The organism is Micrococcus sp. APC 4021, from assembly GCF_030407635.1.
GTDB lineage: Bacteria > Actinomycetota > Actinomycetes > Actinomycetales > Micrococcaceae > Micrococcus > Micrococcus luteus.
Genome location: NZ_JASDCZ010000029.1, coordinates 1 through 21,565, shown reverse-complemented (window position 1 = coordinate 21,565; position 21,565 = coordinate 1). Strand labels below are relative to the sequence as shown.

Genomic DNA, 21,565 nt, shown 5'->3' with positions numbered 1-21,565 from the left:
TCTGGCGGGGACGGGGCATCGGGCGGGGCCCGGGTGAATGCCGTTCATTTAGAGTGTCGGCGCTCACTGTACGGGCCGCGCGCCGGGAAGGGAAGGCTGGTCCGTAGCCGGCCTGACACCTCCTGCCCGTCCGACGGGTCAGAATGGCCGGATGGACGAGACCACTGAACCGCCCCGGGCGCGCCGCCGCCGCGGACGACCTCTCTCCCCCGCTCTGAGCCGCGAAGCGATCGCGGACGCGGCGCTCGCGGTCGCCCGCACCGAGGGATACGAAGGGCTCACCATGGCGGCGGTCGGCCGTCGCCTGGGCGTGGCGCCGAGCGCGCTCTACAACCACATCAGCGGCAAGCATGAGCTGCTCGTCCTGCTGCAGGACGCCGTGATGGGCGAGGTCTCGCTCGTCGAGCTGGAGGCCGCGATCCGGGGCGAGGTGCCCGTCGTCGCCGCCCTGCGGGCGTGGGCGCGCTCCTACCGCGACGTCTTCGCGGCCCATCCGCCGCTGATCCCGCTCATCGCGACCCTGCCGATCGAGGGAGCCCCGTCGACGCAGCGGGTCTACGAGACGGTGTGCGCGGTGCTGGCCCGGACCGGTCTGGCGCCGGAGCAGGTGCTGGCCCGGGTGATCGCGCTCGAGTCGTTCATCTACGGGTCTGCGTACGACGTCGACGCTCCGGCCGACATCTTCGAGGTGGCGGGGGCGCAGGAGCGCCTGCCCGCGCTTGGCGCGGCCGCCGAGGCCTTCCGGGCGGGCGGGGGCACGCGCGCGACGGGGGCGCGGAACCCCTATGCGGACGCACCCTTCGAGGAGGGACTGGACCTGCTGCTCGCGGGCCTCGGCGACTGACCCGCGGACTGCCGGCCACGTGTCAGGCCGGCACGGACGCGCCGCCCCTGTGTGTGAGAGGGGCGGCGCGTCGACGGATCTGTGCGCGGCGGATTTTCAGTCGGTCAGGCCCAGACGACGGCGGGCCGCGACCAGCACCCCCGCGGCGGCGGCGCCGAGGCCGGCCAGCCACCAGCCGGTGGACTGCCCCGTCTCGACGGTGTCCGGGGTCGTGTGCTGCTCGTCGGCGTCGTCCTCGACCGGAGCGGGCTGCTCCTCCTCGTCCTCCGGAGCCGGGGCGGCCTCGTCGGCCCGGAACGCGGCGAGCGCCGCGGCGGTGTCCGGGTCGGTCAGGTCGAGCGGCTTCCCGTTGAGGACGCCGTCCTCGGCATCGAGGAAGCCGTCGTACGCGGCGGAGATCTCCTCGCCGACATGCACGGTGACGGTCTGGACGTGGGCGACGTGGTCGCTGTGGAAGTCGACGGTGAAGGTGTCCGTACCGACGAAGCCCTCGTCGGGGATGTACCAGGCACGGAGCTCGGAGTGCTCCGAGTCACGGAACGCGAAGACCTCACCGTGGGCCGGCTCGGCCACGACCGCCGCGTAGGCGTCCTCCATCGTCGGCGCGGCGACCAGGTGGACGATCTCAGCGCCCGCCACCCCGGGAGCCAACTGCATGGCCGAGTCCCAGACCAGGGGCCGGTCCCCGAGGTCGGCCGTCTGCGGGCCGTCGACGGCGTGCACGGCCGCCCCCTGATCGTCGGCGAGGTCGGCGTCCGCCTGGAGCGTGATGCCCATGTTCAGCATCTGCCCGTCCACCTCCACGTCGTACCGCACGAGGCCTTCACCGGCCGCGCCGAGCGCGCGGCGGGTCTCCAGGACGTCCACCGCGCCGCCGTCGATGACGTCCAGGGCGGTGAACTCCACCTCCTGGCCGCCCTCCAGGCGGGTGCCGTCCTCGGCCACCGGGGTGAGCGTGAGCGTGAGGTCCTCCGGGTCGTAGCCGTCGTAGGTCTGGAAGAAGGCGGCGGTGACGTTCTCGTGGTCGACGGCCTGGAAGTAGCCGGCCTGGGGGCCATGGGCGTCGTCCCAGGCCGCGGCGGGGCCGGCGAGGGCGACGGTGGTGATGAGGCCGGCGGCGGCGACGGCGGCGGGCAGGTGACGGAGGGAGGGACGACGGGTACGGATGACGGACATGGCAGATCCTCACTGAGTCGGCCGGACAGGGGTGGCGGTCCCCGCCTCTGCAGCACCGGTGGTCCGGGCTCCACGGGTGGAGACGCCTCGAGTCTGTCCGCCGAGAGCCTGCCGTGAAAGGGCTGTGCGACGTCGATGCGTGATCGACGCTGGACCGCAACCCGGTCGTGACCGGTGGTTCTCGACGGCGAGCTGGCCGTCACGACGACGAAGGCCCGGTCCGCACGGACCGGGCCTTCTGACGGGTGGAGGTAAGGGGATTCGAACCCCTGACCTTCTGCATGCCATGCAGACGCGCTACCAACTGCGCCATACCCCCAGGTGGGTGGTGACTCCGTTTCCGGCGGACCGGCCGGAGCACCTGAACAGAATACCCGGCCTGCGGCAACCGCGCAAACCGGCCGGGCGGCGTCGATGGACCGCCGCGACGCCACGGCCTAGCGTGCAGGAGACGCCCCCATGCCCCCCCGCCAGCCCAGGAGGTCCTGCATGTCCCGCACTGACGCACCGATCCGCACCGCCCTGATCGGCTACGGGTTCGCCGGGAAGACGTTCCACGTCCCCCTGCTCCACGCCACGGAGGGACTCGCTCTCACCCATGTCGTCTCGAGCCGCCCGGACGCGGTGCACGCGGACCTGCCGGACGTCGTCGTGGTGCCTGACGTGGACAAGCTCCTGGCTCGCCACGACGTGGACCTCGTGGTGATCGCCGCCCCGAACGACCAACACGCGCCGCTCGCGCGCACGGCCCTGAGGGCGGGTAGGCACGTGGTGGTAGACAAGCCCTTCACGCTGAGTCTCGCCGAGGCGCGGGAGCTTCGCGACCTCGCGGTCGAGACCGGGCGGGTGCTGCGGGTGTTCCAGAACCGCCGCTTCGACAGCGACTTCCTGGGCATCGCCGAGCTGGTCCGCTCCGGCCGGCTCGGGGACGTCGTCCACCTCGAGTCCCGGATCGACCGCTTCCGCCCGACCGTCCGGGACCGCTGGCGGGAAGCCGCGGTGCCCGGGGGCGGCATCTGGTTCGACCTCGGACCGCACCTGGTCGACCAGGCGCTCCTGCTCTTCGGTGTCCCCGAACGCGTAGACGCCGACCTCGCGGCCCTGCGTCCGGGCGCCCCGGTCGAGGACTGGGCGCACTGCGTGCTGCAGTACCCGGGCCGGCGCGTGGTCCTGCAGGCGTCGATGCTCGTGGCCGGCGGCAGCCCGCGCTTCGCGGTCCACGGCACGCGTGGCTCCGCGGTGAAGGAACTGCCGGATCGGCAGGAGGTTCAGCTGCGCGCTGGTCTGCTCCCCGGCGCCGAGGGCTGGGGCGTCGATCCGGACCCGATCCTCCTGCACGACGGGGAGGGGAACACCGAGCGCGTCCCCGCGCCGATCGGAGCCCAGCAGCGGTCCTACGCGGGCGTGCGCGACGCGATCCTGGGCCGCGCGAGCAGCGACGCCGCCACCCCCGACCAGGCCGTCGCCGTGATGGCGGTGCTCGAGGCCGCCGTCGCCTCGGCGCGGGAGGGCCGTGCGGTGGAACCCGCACTCACGGCGGCGGAGCGCGCAGCGTACCCCGGCGTGTCCCCCGCACCGACCGCGGCGGAGCGACATCACCGCAGTGCAGAACCGCGGTGATGTCGCGGGGCGGCGGTCGCCTCCCGGCCCCGCACGGGAGTCCGACGACGACGAAGGCCCGGTCCGTGTGGACCGGGCCTTCTGACTGGTGGAGGTAAGGGGATTCGAACCCCTGACCTTCTGCATGCCATGCAGACGCGCTACCAACTGCGCCATACCCCCAGATGTGGGCGCCACCCGCGATCTTCACGCGCCGTTTCCGGCCCGTTCGCCTCGCTGGCAACTCGACCAGCGTACACGGTCCCCGTGCGGGCGCCAAATCGGCGTCCGGGCCGGGGCGCCCTCAGATGCCGTAACCCTCGAGGGTCCAATCGCCCCAGCCCTCGGCCCCGGTGTCGGCAGTGAACGCGCCCTGCAGCACGGCGGCGCGGGCGTTGCCGATCCGTTCCATCGCCGCGAAGGCCTCGCCCTCGTGACGCAGGAGCAGCCCCGTGGCCGCGCGGATCAGCGCACCGTGGGCCACGACGAGCAGGGTGTGGGCACCACCGTCGCGCGGGGTGTCCGCCCAGTGCGGGGGAACGTGTCCGCGCAGCGCACGCAGGGCCCGCTCGCCGCCCCCGCGCAGGGTCTCCCCGCCCACGGGGCCGGCGTCGAGCGCCGGCTCGGCCCGCCAAAGGCGGTGCTCGTCCGGCCAGCGTTCCGCGATGGCACTGAGCTCCAGGCCCTCCCACTCTCCCCCGGCCAGCTCCATCAGCTCCGGGTCGACGGCCACGGACGCCGCGCCCACCCGGGCCTCGAGGACGATCTCGGCCGTGCGGCGCGCCCGGGCCAGCGGGGAGCACACGGCCACGAGCTCCTCCGCGTCCTCGACCAGGTCACCCACGGGCCCGCCGGCGGCGCGGCGGGCCTGGCGCTCCCCCTCGGCGTTCAGCTCGATGTCCGTGTGCCCCTGGTAGCGGTCCAGGACGTTCCAGTCGGTCTCGCCGTGACGCAGCAGGATCAGGCGCATCTCCCGGCCCGCTCAGGAGGCGTGCGAGGCGGAGGCGCCGTCGTCCTGGGTGGCCGCGTCCGGTCGGGTGCTCTCCTCCGGCAGGCCGAGGTCGATCGCCGGGGTGTCCTTCCACAGGCGGTCCAGCGCGTAGAACTCGCGGTCCTCGCGATGCTGGACGTGCACCACGAAGTGTCCGTAGTCGAGCAGCACCCAGTGGCCGTCGGACCGGCCCTCGCGACGCAACGGCTTGAGCTGCTCGTCCTTCAACAGCGCCTCCTCGACGCCGTCGACGATCGCGTTGACCTGACGCTCCGAGGCGCCGGAGGCGATCAGGAAGGCGTCGGTCAGGCCGAGCCGCTCGGCGACGTCGAACGCGACGATGTGCGTGCCGAGCTTGTCCGCGGCGGCGGCCGCGGCGGTGGTGAGGGCGTCCAGGGTGGTCTGGGGAACGGTCACGAGGTCTCCTCTTCCGAGACGTAGAGGTGGTGCTTGGCGATGTATTGGACGACGCCGTCCGGGACGAGATACCAGACGGGCCGGCCCCGGCGGACGCGCTCCCGGCAGTCCGTGGAGGAGATCGCCATGGCGGGGATCTCCATCAGGGAGACGTCGGCGCCCAGGCCCATGTCCGAGAGGTCGTGGCCGGGACGGGTGACACCGACGAAGTGCGCCAGGTCCCAGAGTTCGTCCACGTCCTTCCACGTGAGGATCTGGCCCATCGCGTCCGCGCCGGTGATGAAGAACAGCTCGGCGTCCGGGTGCAGGCGGCGCAGGTCCCGCAGCGTGTCCACGGTGTAGGTCACGCCGGGGCGGTCGATGTCCACGCGGGAGACGGTGAACCGGGGGTTGGAGGCGGTGGCCACCACGGTCATGAGGTAGCGGTCCTCGGCCGGGGAGACCTGCCGGTCCGACTTCTGCCACGGCTGACCCGTGGGGACGAAGACGACCTCGTCCAGCTCGAACTCGGCGGCCACCTCGGAGGCGGCCACGAGGTGCCCGTGGTGGATCGGGTCGAAGGTGCCGCCCATGATGCCGAGGCGACGACGGCGCGCGCCCCCGGCGGTGGGCGCGGGCACGGGGGTGCGGGAGGCGACGGTCATGCGCTCAGGAGACGAACGGACGGCCCGCCACGCAGCCCCCGGCAGGGGCGACGACGCGGCGGGCCGGTGAGACGTCAGTGACCGGAGGTGTGCGAGCCGCGGCCGGTGCCGTGGTGCTGGACCGCGGTGGTGGGCTCGGGCAGGCGCAGCGCGCGGGAGCGCATGGACATGGTGGCGGCCAGGGCGGCCATCAGCAGCGCGAAGACGAGCAGGCCGTACCAGATGGGGTCCATCGGCAGCTCATTGACGACGTGATGGCCCTCGGCGGCGGCCAGGATCAGGGAGGTGTTCAGCATGGATGCTCCTCGGTGCAGCGGGTCAGACGGCCGGGCCGGGGCCGGGCCGAAGGGGTCCTGGTGTCCATCGTAGCCCGGCTCAGCGGCGGATCTGCCCGTCGCCGCGCAGGATCCACTTGGTGGTCGTGAGCTCCTCCAGGCCCATGGGCCCGCGGGCGTGCATCTTCTGGGTGGAGATGCCCACCTCGGCGCCGAGGCCGAGCTCGCCGCCGTCGGTGAAGCGCGTGGACGCGTTCACGATGACGGCCGCGGCGTCCACCTCGGTGATGAACCGCTCGGCCGCGGCCAGGTCGTTCGTGACGATGGCCTCGGTGTGGCCCGTGGACCACCGGCCGATGTGCTCGATCGCCTGGCCGAGGGAGTCCACGACGCGCACGGCCATCTCCATGTCCAGGTACTCGGTGCCCCAGTCCTCCTCCGTGGCGTCCACGGCGTCCCGGGCGTGGTCGCCGCGGTCGGCGAGCGTGGGCAGCCAGGCCCGCGCGGCCTCGTCCACGTGCAGCAGCACGCCGGCACGGGTGAGGGCGCGCAGCACTTCTCGGCCCGTCTCCTCCGCGTCCCGGTGGAGCAGCAGGGTCTCGGCCGCATTGCACACGGAGGTGCGGTGGGTCTTCGAGTTGAGCGCGATGTCCACCGCCATCTGCTTGGGTGCGGAGGCGTCCACGTACAGATGCACGTTGCCCTCACCCGTCTCGATCACGGGCACCCGGGCCTCGCGGACCACGCGCTGGATCAGCTCACGGCCGCCGCGCGGGACGAGGACGTCCACCGCGCCACGGGCGGCCATCAGGGCGGCGACGCCGGGACGTCCGAGATCGTCGATGCCCTGGATGATGTTGGCGTCGAAGCCCTGGTCCACGAGCGCCTCGCGCAGCACCTGGATCAGGACCGCGTTGGTGGACTCCGCGGCCGAGCCGCCGCGCAGGATCACGCCGTTGCCCGACTTCAGGGCGATGCCGGCGATGTCCACCGTGACGTTCGGACGGGCCTCGTACACGGCGCCCACGACGCCCAGGGGCACCCGCACCTGGCTCATCCGCACGCCGTTGGGCAGCGGGCCGCCGCGGACCACGGTGCCCACGGGGTCCGGCAGGCCGGCCAGGGTCTCCAGGGCGAGGGCCAGCGCCTCGACGCGCGCCTCGTCCAGCTTGAGGCGGTCCAGCATGGCCGCCGAGGTGCCGGTCTCGCGGCCGCGGCTGCGGTCCTCGCGGTTGGCCGTGATGATCGCGGCCGTGTTGGCGCGCAGCGCCTCGGCCATGTGGCGCAGGACGGCGTCCTTGCGGGCGCGGCCGGCGACGGCCAGCTCGGGCACGGCCTGACGCGCCCACTCGGCCCGCTGGCGGACGGCCTCCTCGACCTCGGGCGTCGGCGCCTCGGCGTCCTGGCGGCCGGACTGATCCTGGGGTGCGGTGCTCTCGGTGGTCTGCATGCCGCCAGCCTATCGAGCGCCCCGGACGAGGCACGAGGCCCGGTCCGTCGACTCGGCCGGAGCCCGTGCCGGTCAGCGCTGCGGCGGAGCCAGGCGCACCCAGTCGTCGGCGTGCACGACGACGCCGTCGTAGCCCGCGCCGAGGTCCTCGCGGAGGTCGGCGGTCGTCCGCCCGAGCATGGCGGGCAGCTGCGACGAGGAGTACTGCACGAGGCCGCGCGCCCGCACCCGGCCATGCGCATCCACGATCTCGACGACGTCGCCCGGCGTGAAGGCGCCCGTGCAGCCGGTGATGCCCGCGGCCAGCAGGGAGCGGCCGCGGTCGATCGCCCCGGCCACCGCGCCGTCGTCGATGATGAGCCGACCCCGGACCTCCGCCGTGAGGCCGAGCCACGCCGCGCGGGCGGACCGGCGGCGGCCGGTGGCGGAGAACCACGTGCCCACGTCCTCCCCCGCGAAGGCGGCGCCCGCATTGGCGGCCGAGGTCAGCAGGGTCGGGATGCCGGTGGTGGCCGCGATGCCGGCCGCGTCCACCTTGGTCACCATGCCACCCGTGCCCACACCGGCAGAACCGGGCACGCGCACGTCGACGCCGGACAGGTCGTCGTCGGAGGTCACCTCGGGGATACGCCGCGCGTCCGGGTTCGAGGGGTGGCCCGTGTAGAGGGCGTCCACGTCGGAGAGCAGGACCAGCAGGTCCGCCTTGCAGAGGTTGGCGGTGAGGGCCGCGAGGCGGTCGTTGTCGCCGAAGCGGATCTCGCGCGTGGCCACGGCGTCGTTCTCGTTCACGATCGGCATCACGTCGAGCGTGAGCAGCCGCGCGAGGGCGCGGTGCGCGTTCGTGTACTGGGTGCGCCGCATGAGCTCTTCGGCGGTGAGGAGCACCTGCGCCACCTCCGTGTCGTGCCGGCCGAAGCTCGTGGTGTAGTGCGCCATGAGCTTGCTCTGGCCGACCGCCGCCGAGGCCTGCTGGGTGGCGGTGTCCTTGGGGCGGCGGCTCAGCCCGAGGTGCGGGAAGCCGGCCGCGATGGCGCCGGAGGACACGAGCACCACCTGGGTGCCCTTCTGCCGCTCGGCGGCGAGGACGTCCACGAGCCGGTCGATGGCCGCCACGTCCAGGCCGTCCGGGGTGGTCAACGAGGACGAGCCGATCTTCACGACCACTCGGCGTGCGGCCTGCATCGTCTCCCGCGAGGTCACGGGGTTGGCCTGCGGGTCCTCAGAGCCGCGCGTGGCGGGGGTCGGATAGCGGGTGACGACGGTGCGCCGCACGGACATGGATCATCCCTCTCGATCGTCGGTGTCGGTCCACAGGCCGGAGCGTCGCTCGGCCTCCATCTCGGCCCGGGTCGCCGCACGGGCGGCCCGGCGGGCATCCTGCTCGGCGCGCTTCTCCGCGCGGGTCGCGCGGGTGCGCTCGTCGAGCCGCAGGTCGGTGCCCCGGGGCCCGGCGAGCAGCTCGGCTCCCGCGGACAGCGTGGGCTCCCAGTCGAAGACGACGCCCGTGACGTCGTCGCCGATCACGACGGCGTCGCCCGGCCTCGCACCGGCCTTGAACAGGCCGTCCTCGACGCCGGCCCGCTGGAGCCGGTCCGCAAGGTAGCCGATCGCCTCGTCGTTCTGGAAGTCCGTCTGGGCGACCCACCGCTCGGGCTTCTCGCCGCGCACGCGGAACAGCGGCTCGAGGTTGCGCTCCTCGCGGCGGATCGTGAATTCGGCCCGCTCGCCACGGCGGCGATGCCGGCGCGGCACCTCGACGGGCGCGGCCGGCGCGGGCTCGACCACCCGGGAACGGGCCTCCGCCACGAGCTCGGCCATGGCGTACTTGAGGGCGTCCAGGCCCTCGCGGGCCAGCGCGGAGATGTCGAAGACCCGTAGGCCACGGCCCTCGAGCTCGTCGCGGACCATGTCCGCCATCGCGGCGCCGTCGGGCAGGTCGGTCTTGTTCAGGGCGATGAGGCGGGGCCGCTCGTTCAGCGGTACGACGCCCTCCCCGCCCTGGGAGAAGACGGGCTCCACCGCGTAGGCCTCGAGCTCGGCCTCGATGGCCTCGAAGTCGGCGATCGGGTCGCGGTCGGACTCGAGGCTGCCGCAGTCGAGGACGTGCACGAGCGCGGCGCAGCGCTCGACGTGGCGCAGGAACTCCAGGCCGAGGCCGCGGCCCTCCGAGGCACCGGGGATCAGGCCCGGGACGTCGGCCACGGTGAAGCGCACGTCGCCGGCCTGCACGACCCCGAGGTTGGGCACGAGCGTGGTGAACGGGTAGTCCGCGATCTTGGGACGGGCCGCAGACAGGGCAGCGATGAGGGAGGACTTGCCGGCCGAGGGGAAGCCCACGAGCGCGACGTCCGCCACGGTCTTGATCTCGAGCGTCAGGTCCCGGCTCTCCCCCGGCAGGCCGAGCAGCGCGAAGCCGGGCGCCTTGCGCTTCACGGAGGCCAGAGCCGCGTTGCCGAGGCCGCCCTGACCGCCGGCGGCGGCGACGTAGGTCGCGCCCTCCCCCACGAGATCGGCCACGATGTTGCCCTGCTCATCCTTGACCACCGTGCCGTCCGGCACGGGCAGCACGAGCGACTGGCCGTTCTTGCCCTCGCGGTGGTCGCCCATGCCCGGCTGGCCGTTCTCAGCGGACCGGTGCGGGGCGTGGTGGTAGTCCAGCAGCGTGGTGGTCTGCGAGTCCACCACGAGGGTGATGTCGCCGCCGTCGCCCCCGTCGCCGCCGTCGGGGCCACCCAGGGGCTTGAACTTCTCGCGATGCACGGAGACGCACCCGTGCCCGCCGTTGCCGGCGGTGAGGTGGAGGACCACGCGGTCCACGAAGGCTGCCATGGGAGTGCTCCTAGGGGCTGGAGGGATCGGACTCAGACGGCCCAGGGGCCGGAGACGCCGACGGCGGGGGCGGGTCCGGTGGATGCCGGGCCCGCCCCCGCCGGGGCGTCAGGGGGTGCGGGTGTCCTCGCCGGGCGAGGGTCCGCACGCAGACCGCACGAGTGTCAGATCACTCCGCGGCGGGGACGATGTCCACGACCTTGCGGCCGCGGCGCTGGCCGAAGGCCACGGAGCCCGCGGACAGCGCGAAGAGGGTGTCGTCCTTGCCGCGGCCGACGTTGCGGCCCGGGTGGAACTTGGTGCCACGCTGGCGGACGATGATCTCGCCGGCGTTGACGTCCTCGCCGCCGTAGCGCTTGACGCCGAGGTACTGCGGGTTCGAATCGCGGCCGTTCTTCGAGGAACTGCCGGCCTTCTTATGTGCCATTGCTGTTGCCTAACCTCTCGGATGCTCGGTTTCGCCGGTGCCGGTGACGGCTCAGGCGATCCCGGTGATCTTGACCGTGGACAGCTCAGAGCGGTGGCCCTGGCGCTTCTTGTAGCCGGTCTTGTTCTTGTACTTCATGATGACGACCTTCTTGCCACGGGAGTGGGAGACGACCTCGGCGGTCACCTTCACACCGGCGGCATCGGCGCCAGCCTTGACCTCGTCCCCGTCCACCAGCATCAGAGCGGGCAGCTCGACGGAGCCACCGGTCTCAGCGGGAACGCGGTCAAGGGTAACGAGGTCTCCGACGGAAACCTTCTCCTGGCGGCCGCCAGCGCGGACAATCGCGTACACCACTTGGGACTCACTTCTCTCGACGTTTCAACGGATCAGATCGGGTTCTGCTCGCCCGCACCTCGACCGCGGCTGCGTCCGGGTCCGGCGGTCCCTCACCGGGACATGCGGGAGCGTGCGGGCGGTGAACACCGATGGTCCAGCATACTCGCTGCCGGGCATCCGGACCAAACAGAGGCGTGTCGGCGCGTCGCCGCCGCCCGGGGCAGGCCCGGGGCGGCGGCACCGACGACGGTCAGCGGCCGCGACGGGCCAGGTCGGCGGCCTTCACTCCGACGCCGAGCATCACCGGGGCGGCACCCTGCGGCTCGGCGGGGGTGGACGCCTCGGCCACGGCCGCGGTGAAGCGGCCGCCCTGGGCGCCGCCGGGCGCGGCCTGGACCTGGACGTGGACGCCGTCGGACGACACGGCGCGACGCGAGCGCCGGCGCGGCGATCCAGGCACCGGGGCGGTCGGAGCCGCCTGGGCCTCGGTCGGGGCGTCCGCGGCGGACGCCTGGTCCGCGTCCGCCGTGGGCTCCGCCGTCGGCTCGGTCGCCGCAGGCTCCACCATCACGGCCTCCTCGACGGCGGCCGGGGCGGCGGGCTGCTCGTGGACCTCGGTGGCGTCCGTGGACTCCTCGGGCGAGGGCTCGGTGGCCTCCACCGGAGCCGCGTCCGTGCGGTCGGCCGTCCGCTCGGCGGACGCGTCCGCACCGGCGGCCGGACGGACGACGCCGTCGCTCGAGGCCCGGCGGGACCGGCGGCGCCGGGGCGCCGGGGCATCCTCGGCGGGCACGGGCGCCGGGGCATCCTCGGCAGGCACAGGCTCCGATGCGACCTCGGAGGACACGGCCACCGAGGAGTCGGCGTCCGCGGCCTCGTGCCGCGACGGCGTCGCGCGCTCCGCACCGTGGTCCTCGGCGTCGGCGTCGGCCTCGGTCGAGGCCGCCTCGCCGCCTCGGCGAGACCGCCCGCGGCCACCCCGGCGACGCCGGGACCGGCGGGGACGGTCGTCCTGCTCAGCCGCGTCTTCCGGGGACTCGGCCTCGGCGTCGGCCTCCGCCTCCGCGACGGCGGCCACGGCCTCCTCGGCCTGCACGACCGGGTCCTGGTGCTCGGGGGCCGCGGCGGCGGCCGGCTCGGCCGCCTCCTCCTCGGTCTGACGGGTCTGACCGGCGGACTCGGCGGGGCCGTCGTCGTGCGACCGCGCGGCATCCTCGGAGCCGGCATCCTCGGCGCCGGTGTCCCCCGACTCCTCAGCGCGGCCCCGGCTGCGGCGGCGGCCCCGACGACGCCGGCGACGCGGCGTCTCCTCCTCGTCCGTCCCGGCCGGCTGCCCGGCCTCCGCGGGCCCGGCCGACGCGGCCTCGACGGCCTCGGCCGCGGAGTCCTCGGCGGCGTCCGCCGCCTGCTCGGCGGGGGCGGACTCCTGGGCGGGGGCCTCGTCCTCGGCCACCTTGCCGGAGGCCTTCGCGATCGAGTGCAGGGCGACCCGGGCGGCCTCGGCCCGCTCACGGCGCTGCCGCTCGTCCTCCGAGTCGGCGTGCTCGGCGCCCGTCGTCGTGGCCGCGGCGGCGTGGGCGTGCTCGCCCTCGCCGTCGCCCCGACGCCGGCGACGACGGCGGCCCTCCGCCTCGCCGCGCTGCTCACCGCCGGAGCGGCCCCGCTCGACCGGCGTGTCCTGGATGAGGATGCCGCGGCCGGCGCAGTGCTCGCAGGTCTCCGAGAACACCTCCACGAGCCCGGTGCCCATGCGCTTGCGCGTCATCTGGACCAGGCCGAGCGAGGTCACCTCGGCGACCTGGTGCTTCGTGCGGTCCCGGCCCAGGCACTCCACGAGACGGCGCAGCACGAGGTCGCGGTTGGCCTCGAGCACCATGTCGATGAAGTCGATGACGATGATGCCGCCGATGTCCCGCAGGCGCAGCTGCCGGACGATCTCCTCGGCGGCCTCGAGGTTGTTCTTGGTGACGGTCTCCTCGAGGTTGCCGCCGGAGCCCGTGAACTTGCCGGTGTTCACGTCCACCACGGTCATGGCCTCGGTGCGGTCGATCACGAGCGAGCCGCCGGAGGGCAGGTACACCTTGCGCTCGAGCGCCTTGTGGAGCTGCTCGTCCACGCGGTGGGTGGCGTACAGGTCCTCGCCGTCGTGGTCCTCCGGCACCCAGTGGTGCAGACGGCCCAGCAGGTGCGGGGCCACGTAGGTCACGTAGGCCTCGATGTTGTCCCACGTGGCCTCGCCCTGCACGAGCATGGCGGAGAAGTCCTCGTTGAAGACGTCGCGGACCGTCTTGATGGTCAGGTCCGGCTCGGCGTAGAGCAGCTCGGGGGCGAGCACCTTGGTGCCGGACGCCTTCTCCTGGATGCCCTCCCACTGGGCGCGCAGACGGTTGATGTCGTTCTGCAGCTCCTGCTCGGAGGTGCCCTCGGCCGCGGTGCGCACGATCACGCCGGCGTCCTGCGGCAGGTGGTCCTTGAGGATCTTCTTCAGACGCGAGCGCTCCACGTCCGGCAGCTTGCGGGAGATGCCGGTCATCGAGCCTCCCGGCACGTACACGAGGTAGCGGCCGGGCAGGGAGACCTGGCTGGTCAGACGGGCGCCCTTGTGGCCCACCGGGTCCTTGGTGACCTGGACGAGCACGGTGTCGCCGGACTTGAGCGCGTTCTCGATCTTTCTCGGCTTGCCGTCCAGCTGGGCGGCGTCCCAGTTGACCTCGCCCGCGTAGAGCACGGCGTTGCGTCCGCGGCCGATGTCCACGAACGCGGCCTCCATGGACGGCAGCACGTTCTGGACCTTGCCCAGGTACACGTTGCCGATCATCGAGTCCTGCGTGGTGTGCGAGACGAAGTGCTCGGCCAGCACGCCGTCCTCGAGCACGGCGATCTGGATGCGCTGGTCGCGCTGGCGCACCAGCATCTTGCGGTCCACGGCCTCGCGGCGGGCCAGGAACTCGGCCTCGGTGATCACGGTGCGGCGACGCCCGCCCGAGCGGGAGTCGCGGCGGCGCTGGCGCTTCGCCTCGAGCCGGGTGGATCCCTTGACGCTCTGGACGGTGTCCGAGGCGGTGCCGACGGCCTGGCGCGGCGCGCGCACGCGGGTGACGGTGTGCTCGGGATCGCCGGCCTCGCCGCCGTCGAGCTCCATGTCCACCTCACCGCGGCGGCGTCGGCGGCGCCGCCGGGAGACCACGGCGCCCTCGGCCCGGTCCTCGGACTCTCCGGCGTCCTCGTCCTCGGAGCGCTGCCGGGACGTGGTCTCGGTGCGCAGGACCTCGATCAGGTTCGCCGGCACGGCGAACGGGTCGGTCGGGTCGACCTGCAGCGTCGGCGCGCTCGGCTCCTCGGCCGGGTCCGCGGCGTCGTCGGACGCGGCGGTCCGCTCCGGCTCCGCCCCGTCGGCGGTGTCCGCCGCGGTCTGCGTCACGGCCTGCTCGGCCGTCTCTTCCACGCGTTCGTCTGCGCGGGTCGTGTCCTCGTTGTTGGCCGCCATGGCAGCACCTCCCGCCGACCGACGACGCCACACTCGCCGCCGCCCGGCGTGTCCGCGTCCGCCGCCGGCCGCGTTGCCCCGGGCGCCGTGCGCCACGGGTGCGCCGGGAGGCGGACTCCGAGAAGTCATCGGGTGGACCGCGTCGACCGTCAGGGCCCGGCGCGGAACCGCTGCGCCCTCGAGATCGGGGCCTGGGCGTCACGTGCCGTCCGCCGGCCGGCGCACGGACGCGCACGGGCGAAGCCCGGCGTCCACCTCCCGCACGATGCTCGACGCGGGGGCGCCTCGGCGGCGGCCCGACGTCGGGCGCGCAGCGGGCTGCCCCGCGGTGTGGCCACGGGACGGCCAGGGCCGATTCTCTCACATCCGCCCCGGGCACGCGCCTAGAATCGTGTCCATGCCTGCGACCCCGCTGACGGACGACATCCGCCTCTCCCCCGCCGACGACATCCCCGCCGAGGAGGCCCGGCTCACCTGGTACGCCCGGCCCGCGGGCACGGCGGCGCTGCTCCTGATCACCTCGCTCGTGGCGCTGACGGCCACCATCATCATCATCGTCGAGCGCACCCTCCTCACCGCGGACCCGACGCACCGCACGTCCTGCGACCTCAACCCGTGGGTGTCCTGCGGCCAGGTGATGCAGTCGTGGCAGGCCCACACCTTCGGCTTCCCGAACACGTACATCGGCGTGGTCGCGTTCTCCGTGCTCATCACCGTGGGGATGTCCCTGCTCGCCGGCGCCCGCTTCGCCCGCTGGTACTGGCTGCTGATGAACGCGGGGATCCTGGCGGGCTTCGCGTTCTGCGTGTGGCTCTGGTACTCGGCCGTCTACAGCATCGGCACGCTCTGCCTCTACTGCATGATCGTGTGGGCCATGGTCATCGCCCAGCTCGTGCTTGTGACGTCCCGGAACCTGCAGACCGGCACGCTGCCGGCCCCGGCCGGTCTCGTCCGCCTCGCCCGGGAGCTGGCCTGGCCCGTGATCGTGCTCCTCTACGTCCTGGTGTTCGCCTCGATCCTGCTGGAACTGGGCCTCGGGGTCGTCGGGATCGACTGAGCCTAAGCTCCCCCACCGGACACGACGACGGCGGCCGGTCACCCCACCAGGGTGACCGGCCGCCGTCGTGCGGGCCCGGAACGGGCTCAGCCGAACCAGATCGCGAGCTCGCGCTCGGCCGAAAGGGTCGAGTCCGAACCGTGGACGAGGTTCTTCTGGACGGCCTCGCCCCAGTCCCGGCCCAGGTCGCCGCGGATGGTGCCCGGGGCGGCCACGGTGGGGTCGGTCTTGCCGGCCAGCGAGCGGAACCCCTCAATCACCGAATCGCCCGTGACGCGCGCGGCCACCACGGGGCCGGAGGCCATGAACGCCACCAGCGGCTCGAAGAACGGCTTGCCCTGGTGCTCCTCGTAGTGGCGCTCCAACATGGCGCGGGTGGGCGTGAGCATCTTCAGGTCGGCGATCACGTAGCCCTTGCGCTCGATGCGCGCGAGGATCTCGCCGACCAGGTTGCGGGCCACCCCGTCCGGCTTGATGAGGACGAGGGTCTCTTCGGTGTGGTGCGTCATGGGGTGTGCTCCTAGCGTCGTCGGACGGCCGCGAGCGCGGCCCGGTTCCCGCTCCACCCTAGTGGGGCCCGGGACTCAGCGTCCGTGCTCGGCCTCCCAGGCGGCCTCGAGGCGGTCGCGCTGGGCGTTCTCGACGTCCATGGCACCGCCCTTGATCACGGCGTACGCCCACGTCAGCGCGAAGAGGGCCCCCACCACGAACATCGAGTACTCCCAGAAGCCGGAGGCCAGCAGGACGGCCTGGATCGCCCAGCCGATCGCGATGCCGACGGGCTTGCGCACCAGGGCGCAGGTCAGCACCGCGACGACGGCCAGCGCGGAGTAGCCCGCCACGAACCACCAGGCGCCCGGCTCGTCCCGGTGCATGCCGAACAGCATGAGTCCGAGGAAGAAGATGAGCACCGCCTCGAGCATGAGGATCGTGGAGGTGAACAGGGCGCGCACGGAGCGTCGGCGCCGGCGAGTGCCGGGGCGCCACTGCCGCTGGGCTCGCGTCTCGCGCTCGGGGCGCCAGGGCTCGTCGCCGAAGCGCCCCTGCTCCGTGGCGCCTCCGGTCTCCGGCTGGTCGGGGGTCATCGGTCCTCCTCCGGCCGGCGGCGGGCGCCGGCGTCGTCGCGGTCCTCGAGCAGCTCGAGGATCTCCGGGTCCAGATCGTCTTCGTCGGCGTCCGCCAGCCCGACGGCGTCGAGCAGGTCGGCGGGGTCGAGGCCGCGGGCGGCCACGGTGACGGGGCCGGCATGGCGGGGCTCGCCCACGAGGGTGCGGACCTCGGCGGCCAGGGTGATCGAGCCGAGCACGAGCACGCCGCCGCCGGTGCCGGAGGCCAGTTCGTCCGCGCTCGTCTCGAGGGCCTCCGCGCGGCCGACCGCCCACTCGAGGGCGTCCGGCACGGACTCGGTGGCGTACACGTCGTCCTCGGGCCAGCCGGCGTCGACGGCCATGCGGGCCAGCTCCCCGGCCGGGATGGCGCGGGCCGAGGAGGACTGCGTCACCGCGAGGTCCTCCACGTCGTCGCCGAACGCCCGGTAGAGCGCCGCGAGCATGCCCGGCGCGTCCTTCTCCTGGAGGATCCCGACGACCAGCGAGAGGCGGGTGAAGCCGAACGCCTCCTGCACCGCACGGGCCGTGGCCCGCACGCCGTCCGGGTTGTGGGCGGCGTCCACGATGAGCGTGGGGGCGGTGCGCAGCACCTCGAGCCGGCCGGGCGAGGTGACCTGGGACAGCCCCTCGCGCAGCAGCTCCTCGTCCAGCGGTCGCTCGCCGCCGCCCAGGAACATCTCCAGGGCCGCCACGGCCACCGCGAGGTTCTGCGCCTGGTGCTCCCCGAGCAGCGGCAGGAACAGGTCCCGGTACTCGGCCGCGAGGCCACGCACGGACACCTGCTGGCCGCCCACGGCCAGGGAGCGCTCGAGCACGCCGAACTCGACGCCCTCGAAGCGGAACGGCACGTCGGCCGCCTGCGCCGCCTCGAGCAGCACCTGGGCGGCGTCGCGCTCCTGGGCGGCGGAGACGAGGGCGCCGCCGGGCTTGATGATGCCGGCCTTCTCCTCGGCGATCTCGGCCTCGGTCTCCCCCAGCAGGTCCGTGTGGTCCAGGGAGATGGGGGTGACCACGGAGACGACGGCGTCCGCGACGTTGGTCGCGTCCGTCACGCCCCCGAGGCCCACCTCGAGGACGACGACCTCCACGGGCTCGTCCGCGAACACCGCGAAGCCCAGCGTGGTGACCGCCTCGAAGTACGTCAGCGGGACCTCGCCCGCGGCCTCGAGCTCCGCGTCCACGGTCTGCACGATCGGGAGGATCTCCCCCCACACGCGCACGAAGGTCTCGTCGGCCACCGGGGCGCCGTCGATGCTGATCCGCTCCGTGACACGCTGCAGATGCGGCGAGGTGTAGCGCCCGGTGCGCAGCCCGTAGGCGCGCAGGACGGCCTCGACCATCCGCGCCGTGGACGTCTTGCCGTTGGTGCCGGTCAGGTGGATCACCGGGGCCGCGTGCTGCGGGTCGCCGAGCAGCGCGAGCACGCGCCGCATCGGCTCGAGCCGCGGCTGCATCTTGTTCTCCGGGGCGCGGGCGAGCAGGTCCCGGTAGACCTCCTCGACCGTGCCCGGGGCGTCCCCGCGCATCACGCGTCCGCCTTCGCGACGGTGACTGCCACGGTCTTCATGGCGTCGTCGGCCGGGTCCTTGCGCGGGTCGGCCGCACCGGAGTCCACGAGCTCCAGGTCCACCGTGAGGGTCTCCTCCGCGACGAGGCCGCGGTGGGCCTCGAGCGCCGCCACGACGGCGGTGGGGCCCTCGATCCGCGTGCGCACGCGGTCGGAGACGTCCAGGCCGGCGTCCTTGCGGGCCGCCTGGACGGCGCGGACCACGTCCCGGGCGGTGCCCTCGGCGGCCAGCTCCGCGGAGACCTCGGTGTCCAGCACGAGGAAGCCGGCGGTGCCGGGCAGCACGCCCACCGCGGTCCCCTCGGGGGCGCCGGTGGAGACGGTGCGCAGCTCGTAGAGCGCGGGGGCCAGTGTCACGGTCTCGCCGTCGGCGAGCGTGACCGCCAGGCCCTCGGCCGTCTCCTCGTACGCGCCGGCGTCGACCGCCTGCTTCACGAGCGGCACCTGCCTGCCGAACGCCTTGCCGAGCTCGCGGAAGTTCAGCTTCAGCTCCGTGCCGATGCCGTAGCGGGCGATCGCCTCCTCCGAGAGCTCGGTGAGCTCGACGTCCTTGAGGTTCAGCTCGTCCGCCACGATGCGGGCGTAGGTGCCCTCGAGGCCCGCCGCGTCCGGGACGACGACGGACAGGCGGGGCAGCGGCAGGCGCACCCGGCGCCCGGCCCCCTTGCGCAGGGCCGAGCCGGCCGAGCTGATGCGGCGCACCGCGTCCATCCGGGCCACGAGGGAGTCCGCCTCGGGCCCGTGGGGGAACAGGTCGGCGTCCGGGTAGTCGGTCAGGTGGACCGAGCGGCCACCGGTGAGGCCGCGCCAGATCTCCTCGGCGATCAGCGGCATCAGCGGTGCGGCGGCCCGGGTGAAGGCCTCGAGAACGGTGTAGAGGACGTCGAAGGCGACGGTGTCCTCGTCGAAGAACCGCTCCCGGGACCGGCGGATGTACCAGTTGGTCAGCGTGTCCATGAAGCCGCGCAGCGCGTCCGTGGCGTCCGAAACCTCGTAGGCGTCCAGGCCGGCCTTGACCTCCCGCAGCATGCGGCCCGCGGCGGCCAGGATGTACTGGTCCAGGGGGTCCTCGGCGGTGTGCCGCTCCTGCGCGCGGTACCCCTCGGGGCGGGCGCCGCCGTCGTGCGCGGTGTTCGCGTACAGGGTGAAGAAGTGGTACGCGTTCCACGCCGGCAGCAGCACCTGGCGGACGCCCTCGCGGATGCCCTCCTCCGTGACGATCAGGTTGCCGCCGCGCAGGATGGGGCTGGCCATGAGGAACCAGCGCATGGCGTCCGCGCCGTCGCGGTCCAGGACCTCCGTGACGTCCGGGTAGTTGCGCAGCGACTTGGACATCTTCTGCCCGTCCGAGCCGAGCACGATGCCGTGCGAGATCACGTTGGAGAACGCCGGCCGGTCGAACAGCGCCGTGGCCAGGATGTGCATGGTGTAGAACCAGCCGCGCGTCTGGCCGATGTACTCCACGATGAAGTCCGCCGGGTTGTGCGTGGGGAACCAGTCCGCGCGCTCGAACGGGTAGTGCACCTGGGCGTACGGCATGGAGCCGGAGTCGAACCAGACGTCCAGCACGTCCTCGACCCGGCGCATGACCGCACCCGCCGCGGCGGCCTCGGGGTCCGGGTGGGGGCGGGTGAGGTCGTCCACCCACGGGCGGTGCAGGTCCACCTCGCCCTCGGCGTTGCGCGGCAGGCGGCCGAAGGCCTCCTCGATCTCCGCGAGCGAGCCGTAGACCTCCTGGCGGGGGAAGTCGGGGTGGTCGGACTCCCACACCGGGATGGGCGAGCCCCAGTACCGATTGCGGGAGATGGACCAGTCGCGCGCGTTGGCGACCCACGTGCCGAACTGCCCGTGCTTCACGTTGCCGGGGATCCAGGTGATCTCCTCGTTCAGCTCGAGCATGCGCTCCTTGATCTGGGTGACCTTGACGTACCAGGACGTCACCGCGCGGTAGATCAGGGGCGTGCGGCACCGCCAGCAGTGCGGGTAGGAGTGCTCGTAGGAGGCTTCGCGGGCCACGCGGCCCAGGGCGCGCAGGGCGCGGATGATCGTGCGGTTGGCCTCGAAGACCTGCACGCCGGCGATCTCGCGCAGGTCGCCGCGCCCGACGTCCTCGCGGGCGAACAGCGGCAGGAACCGGGCACCGGAGTCCACGGAGAGCAGCACGGGGATGCCGTTGGCCTCGCACACGCGCTGATCGTCCTCACCGTAGGCCGGCGCCTGGTGGACCACGCCGGTGCCGTCCTCGGTGGAGACGTAGTCGTCCACGAGGATGCGGTGGGCGCCCTCGACGCCGAGGTCACGGCCGTTGACGGTGAAGGTCTCCCCGCGGTGGGCGTCGAACACGTCCGTGAACAGCGGCGCGTAGGCCAGGCCGCCGAGGCGGGCGCCGGGGATCGTCTCGGTGACCGCGGCGCGGGCGGCGTCGGCATCGGCGTAGCCGAGCTCCCTGGCGTGGGCGCCCACCAGGTCCACGGCCAGGAGGAAGCGGTCCCCGTCCGCGGTCGCGCCCTCGGGGCCGGCCGGCACCACGGCGTACTGGATCTGGGGGCCGACGGCGAGGGCCGCGTTGGTCGGCAGCGTCCAGGGCGTGGTGGTCCAGGCCAGGACGTGGACGCCGGCCAGGTGCGCGGCGAGCGCCGCGTCGGCGCCGCCGTCGGGCACGAGGGCGGGGTCCGCCGGGAGGCCGGTGATCGGGAACGTGACGGTGACCGAGGGGTCCTGGCGCATCTTGTAGACGTCGTCGTCCATGCGCAGCTCGTGGTTGGACAGCGGGGTCTCGTCGTTCCAGCAGTAGGGCAGGACGCGGAAGCCGCGGTAGGTCAGGCCCTTGCGGTGCAGCTCGGAGAAGGCCCAGATCACGGACTCCATGAAGTCCGGGGTGAGGGTCTTGTAGTCGTTCTCGAAGTCGACCCAGCGGGCCTGGCGGGTCACGTAGTCCTGCCACTGGTCCGTGTACTTCAGGACCGAGGAGCGGCAGGCGTCGTTGAACGTGTCGATGCCCATGGCCTCGATCTCGGACTTGTCCGTCATGCCCAGCTGCTTCATCGCCTCGAGCTCGGCGGGCAGGCCGTGGGTGTCCCAGCCGAAGCGGCGCTCCACGCGGCGGCCCTGCTGCGTCTGGTAGCGGGCCACGAGGTCCTTGACGTACCCGGTGAGCAGGTGGCCGTAGTGCGGCAGGCCGTTGGCGAAGGGCGGGCCGTCGTAGAAGACGAACTCGTTCTGCGAGCCGTCCTCGTTCCGGGTGGGACGCTGGTCGATCGAGGCCTGGAAGGTGCCGTCCTCGTCCCAGTACGCCAGGATGCGGCGCTCGATCTCCGGGAAGCGCGGGGAGGCGGGGGTGCGGCCGTCAGGGGC

General features: G+C 73.3%; 18 protein-coding genes, 2 tRNA genes and 1 pseudogene. 4 read left to right on the top strand and 17 right to left on the bottom strand.

Annotation, left to right across the window (positions count from 1 at the left end; all coding sequences use genetic code 11):
• Positions 1 to 151 precede the first annotated feature (151 nt).
• A complete protein-coding gene (locus tag QL983_RS04390) occupies positions 152 to 844 on the top strand; it encodes a TetR/AcrR family transcriptional regulator (RefSeq protein ID WP_036381598.1) in 693 nt (230 codons plus the stop codon).
• Positions 845 to 940: 96 nt separating this feature from the next.
• Here the strand turns inward: QL983_RS04390 and QL983_RS04385 are convergent, their stop codons facing one another.
• Both QL983_RS04385 and QL983_RS04380 read right to left on the bottom strand, forming a co-directional pair.
• Entirely contained in the window at positions 941 to 2,020 is a 1,080-nt protein-coding gene (locus QL983_RS04385; RefSeq protein ID WP_089529318.1) for a hypothetical protein, read from the bottom strand.
• Positions 2,021 to 2,266: 246 nt separating this feature from the next.
• A tRNA-Ala gene (locus QL983_RS04380) sits at positions 2,267 to 2,339 on the bottom strand.
• A 170-nt stretch (positions 2,340 to 2,509) separates the two neighbouring features.
• Between QL983_RS04380 and QL983_RS04375 the strand changes: the two genes are divergently transcribed.
• The gene (locus tag QL983_RS04375) at positions 2,510 to 3,640 is read left to right on the top strand and encodes an oxidoreductase (RefSeq protein ID WP_060973671.1); all 1,131 of its coding nucleotides are present in this window, start codon (positions 2,510 to 2,512) and stop codon (positions 3,638 to 3,640) included.
• 86 nt (positions 3,641 to 3,726) lie between these two features.
• Here QL983_RS04375 and QL983_RS04370 read toward each other — a convergent pair.
• The 11 genes from QL983_RS04370 to QL983_RS04320 all read right to left on the bottom strand — a co-directional run bounded on the left by QL983_RS04370 (position 3,727) and on the right by QL983_RS04320 (position 14,478).
• Positions 3,727 to 3,802 (bottom strand) — tRNA-Ala (locus QL983_RS04370).
• Positions 3,803 to 3,923: 121 nt separating this feature from the next.
• The gene (locus QL983_RS04365) at positions 3,924 to 4,589 is read right to left on the bottom strand and encodes a histidine phosphatase family protein (RefSeq protein WP_036381588.1); all 666 of its coding nucleotides are present in this window, start codon (positions 4,587 to 4,589) and stop codon (positions 3,924 to 3,926) included.
• A gap of 12 nt (positions 4,590 to 4,601) precedes the next feature.
• A complete protein-coding gene (gene rsfS, locus QL983_RS04360) occupies positions 4,602 to 5,027 on the bottom strand; it encodes a ribosome silencing factor (protein ID WP_036316941.1) in 426 nt (141 codons plus the stop codon).
• Complete coding sequence (nadD, locus tag QL983_RS04355) at positions 5,024 to 5,671, bottom strand: nicotinate-nucleotide adenylyltransferase (RefSeq protein WP_041104890.1); 648 nt, start codon at positions 5,669 to 5,671, stop codon at positions 5,024 to 5,026. Before nadD ends, rsfS begins: the two co-directional genes overlap by 4 nt.
• 74 nt (positions 5,672 to 5,745) lie before the next feature.
• Positions 5,746 to 5,967 carry a hypothetical protein gene (locus QL983_RS04350; RefSeq protein WP_010078833.1) on the bottom strand — a complete coding sequence of 74 codons (222 nt, stop codon included), beginning with the start codon at positions 5,965 to 5,967 and terminating at the stop codon, positions 5,746 to 5,748.
• A 79-nt stretch (positions 5,968 to 6,046) separates the two neighbouring features.
• Positions 6,047 to 7,396, bottom strand: coding sequence for a glutamate-5-semialdehyde dehydrogenase (locus QL983_RS04345; protein ID WP_122054286.1), 1,350 nt, complete (start codon positions 7,394 to 7,396; stop codon positions 6,047 to 6,049).
• Between the two features lie 72 nt (positions 7,397 to 7,468).
• Positions 7,469 to 8,674 (bottom strand): glutamate 5-kinase, encoded by a 1,206-nt coding sequence (proB, locus tag QL983_RS04340; RefSeq protein ID WP_078026094.1) that lies wholly within the window; start codon positions 8,672 to 8,674, stop codon positions 7,469 to 7,471.
• Between the two features lie 3 nt (positions 8,675 to 8,677).
• Positions 8,678 to 10,225, bottom strand: coding sequence for a GTPase ObgE (obgE, locus tag QL983_RS04335; protein WP_020622077.1), 1,548 nt, complete (start codon positions 10,223 to 10,225; stop codon positions 8,678 to 8,680).
• Positions 10,226 to 10,394: 169 nt separating this feature from the next.
• The gene (rpmA, locus tag QL983_RS04330; protein WP_002853915.1) at positions 10,395 to 10,652 is read right to left on the bottom strand and encodes a 50S ribosomal protein L27; all 258 of its coding nucleotides are present in this window, start codon (positions 10,650 to 10,652) and stop codon (positions 10,395 to 10,397) included.
• A gap of 51 nt (positions 10,653 to 10,703) precedes the next feature.
• Positions 10,704 to 11,009, bottom strand: coding sequence for a 50S ribosomal protein L21 (rplU, locus tag QL983_RS04325; protein WP_002853919.1), 306 nt, complete (start codon positions 11,007 to 11,009; stop codon positions 10,704 to 10,706).
• Between the two features lie 232 nt (positions 11,010 to 11,241).
• A complete protein-coding gene (locus tag QL983_RS04320; RefSeq protein WP_223247533.1) occupies positions 11,242 to 14,478 on the bottom strand; it encodes an Rne/Rng family ribonuclease in 3,237 nt (1,078 codons plus the stop codon).
• Between the two features lie 397 nt (positions 14,479 to 14,875).
• Here QL983_RS04320 and QL983_RS04315 point away from each other — a divergent pair, with 397 nt between their 5' ends.
• Positions 14,876 to 15,535: a vitamin K epoxide reductase family protein gene (locus QL983_RS04315; RefSeq protein WP_078026092.1), complete on the top strand. Its 660-nt coding sequence runs from the start codon at positions 14,876 to 14,878 to the stop codon at positions 15,533 to 15,535.
• An 86-nt stretch (positions 15,536 to 15,621) separates the two neighbouring features.
• Here QL983_RS04315 and ndk read toward each other — a convergent pair whose 3' ends face one another.
• Together ndk and QL983_RS04305 are read right to left on the bottom strand one after the other, a co-directional pair.
• Positions 15,622 to 16,044 (bottom strand): nucleoside-diphosphate kinase, encoded by a 423-nt coding sequence (ndk, locus tag QL983_RS04310; protein ID WP_012750845.1) that lies wholly within the window; start codon positions 16,042 to 16,044, stop codon positions 15,622 to 15,624.
• 75 nt (positions 16,045 to 16,119) lie between these two features.
• Positions 16,120 to 16,464, bottom strand: a complete 345-nt coding sequence (locus QL983_RS04305) for a DUF4233 domain-containing protein (RefSeq protein WP_354436019.1) — start codon at positions 16,462 to 16,464, stop codon at positions 16,120 to 16,122.
• Here QL983_RS04305 and QL983_RS11445 point away from each other — a divergent pair.
• Positions 16,439 to 16,501, top strand: a pseudogene (locus QL983_RS11445) (hypothetical protein); the annotation flags it as partial. The gene QL983_RS04305 and the pseudogene QL983_RS11445 overlap by 26 nt on opposite strands.
• 115 nt (positions 16,502 to 16,616) lie before the next feature.
• On the opposite strand, the gene QL983_RS04300 reads toward QL983_RS11445, so the two are convergent.
• Together QL983_RS04300 and ileS are read right to left on the bottom strand one after the other, a co-directional pair.
• A complete protein-coding gene (locus QL983_RS04300) occupies positions 16,617 to 18,170 on the bottom strand; it encodes a Mur ligase family protein (protein ID WP_078026090.1) in 1,554 nt (517 codons plus the stop codon).
• Positions 18,170 to 21,565, bottom strand: a 3,396-nt coding sequence (gene ileS / locus QL983_RS04295; RefSeq protein WP_290151425.1) for an isoleucine--tRNA ligase, incomplete at its 5' end; no start/stop codon positions are given. The genes QL983_RS04300 and ileS, both read right to left, overlap by 1 nt.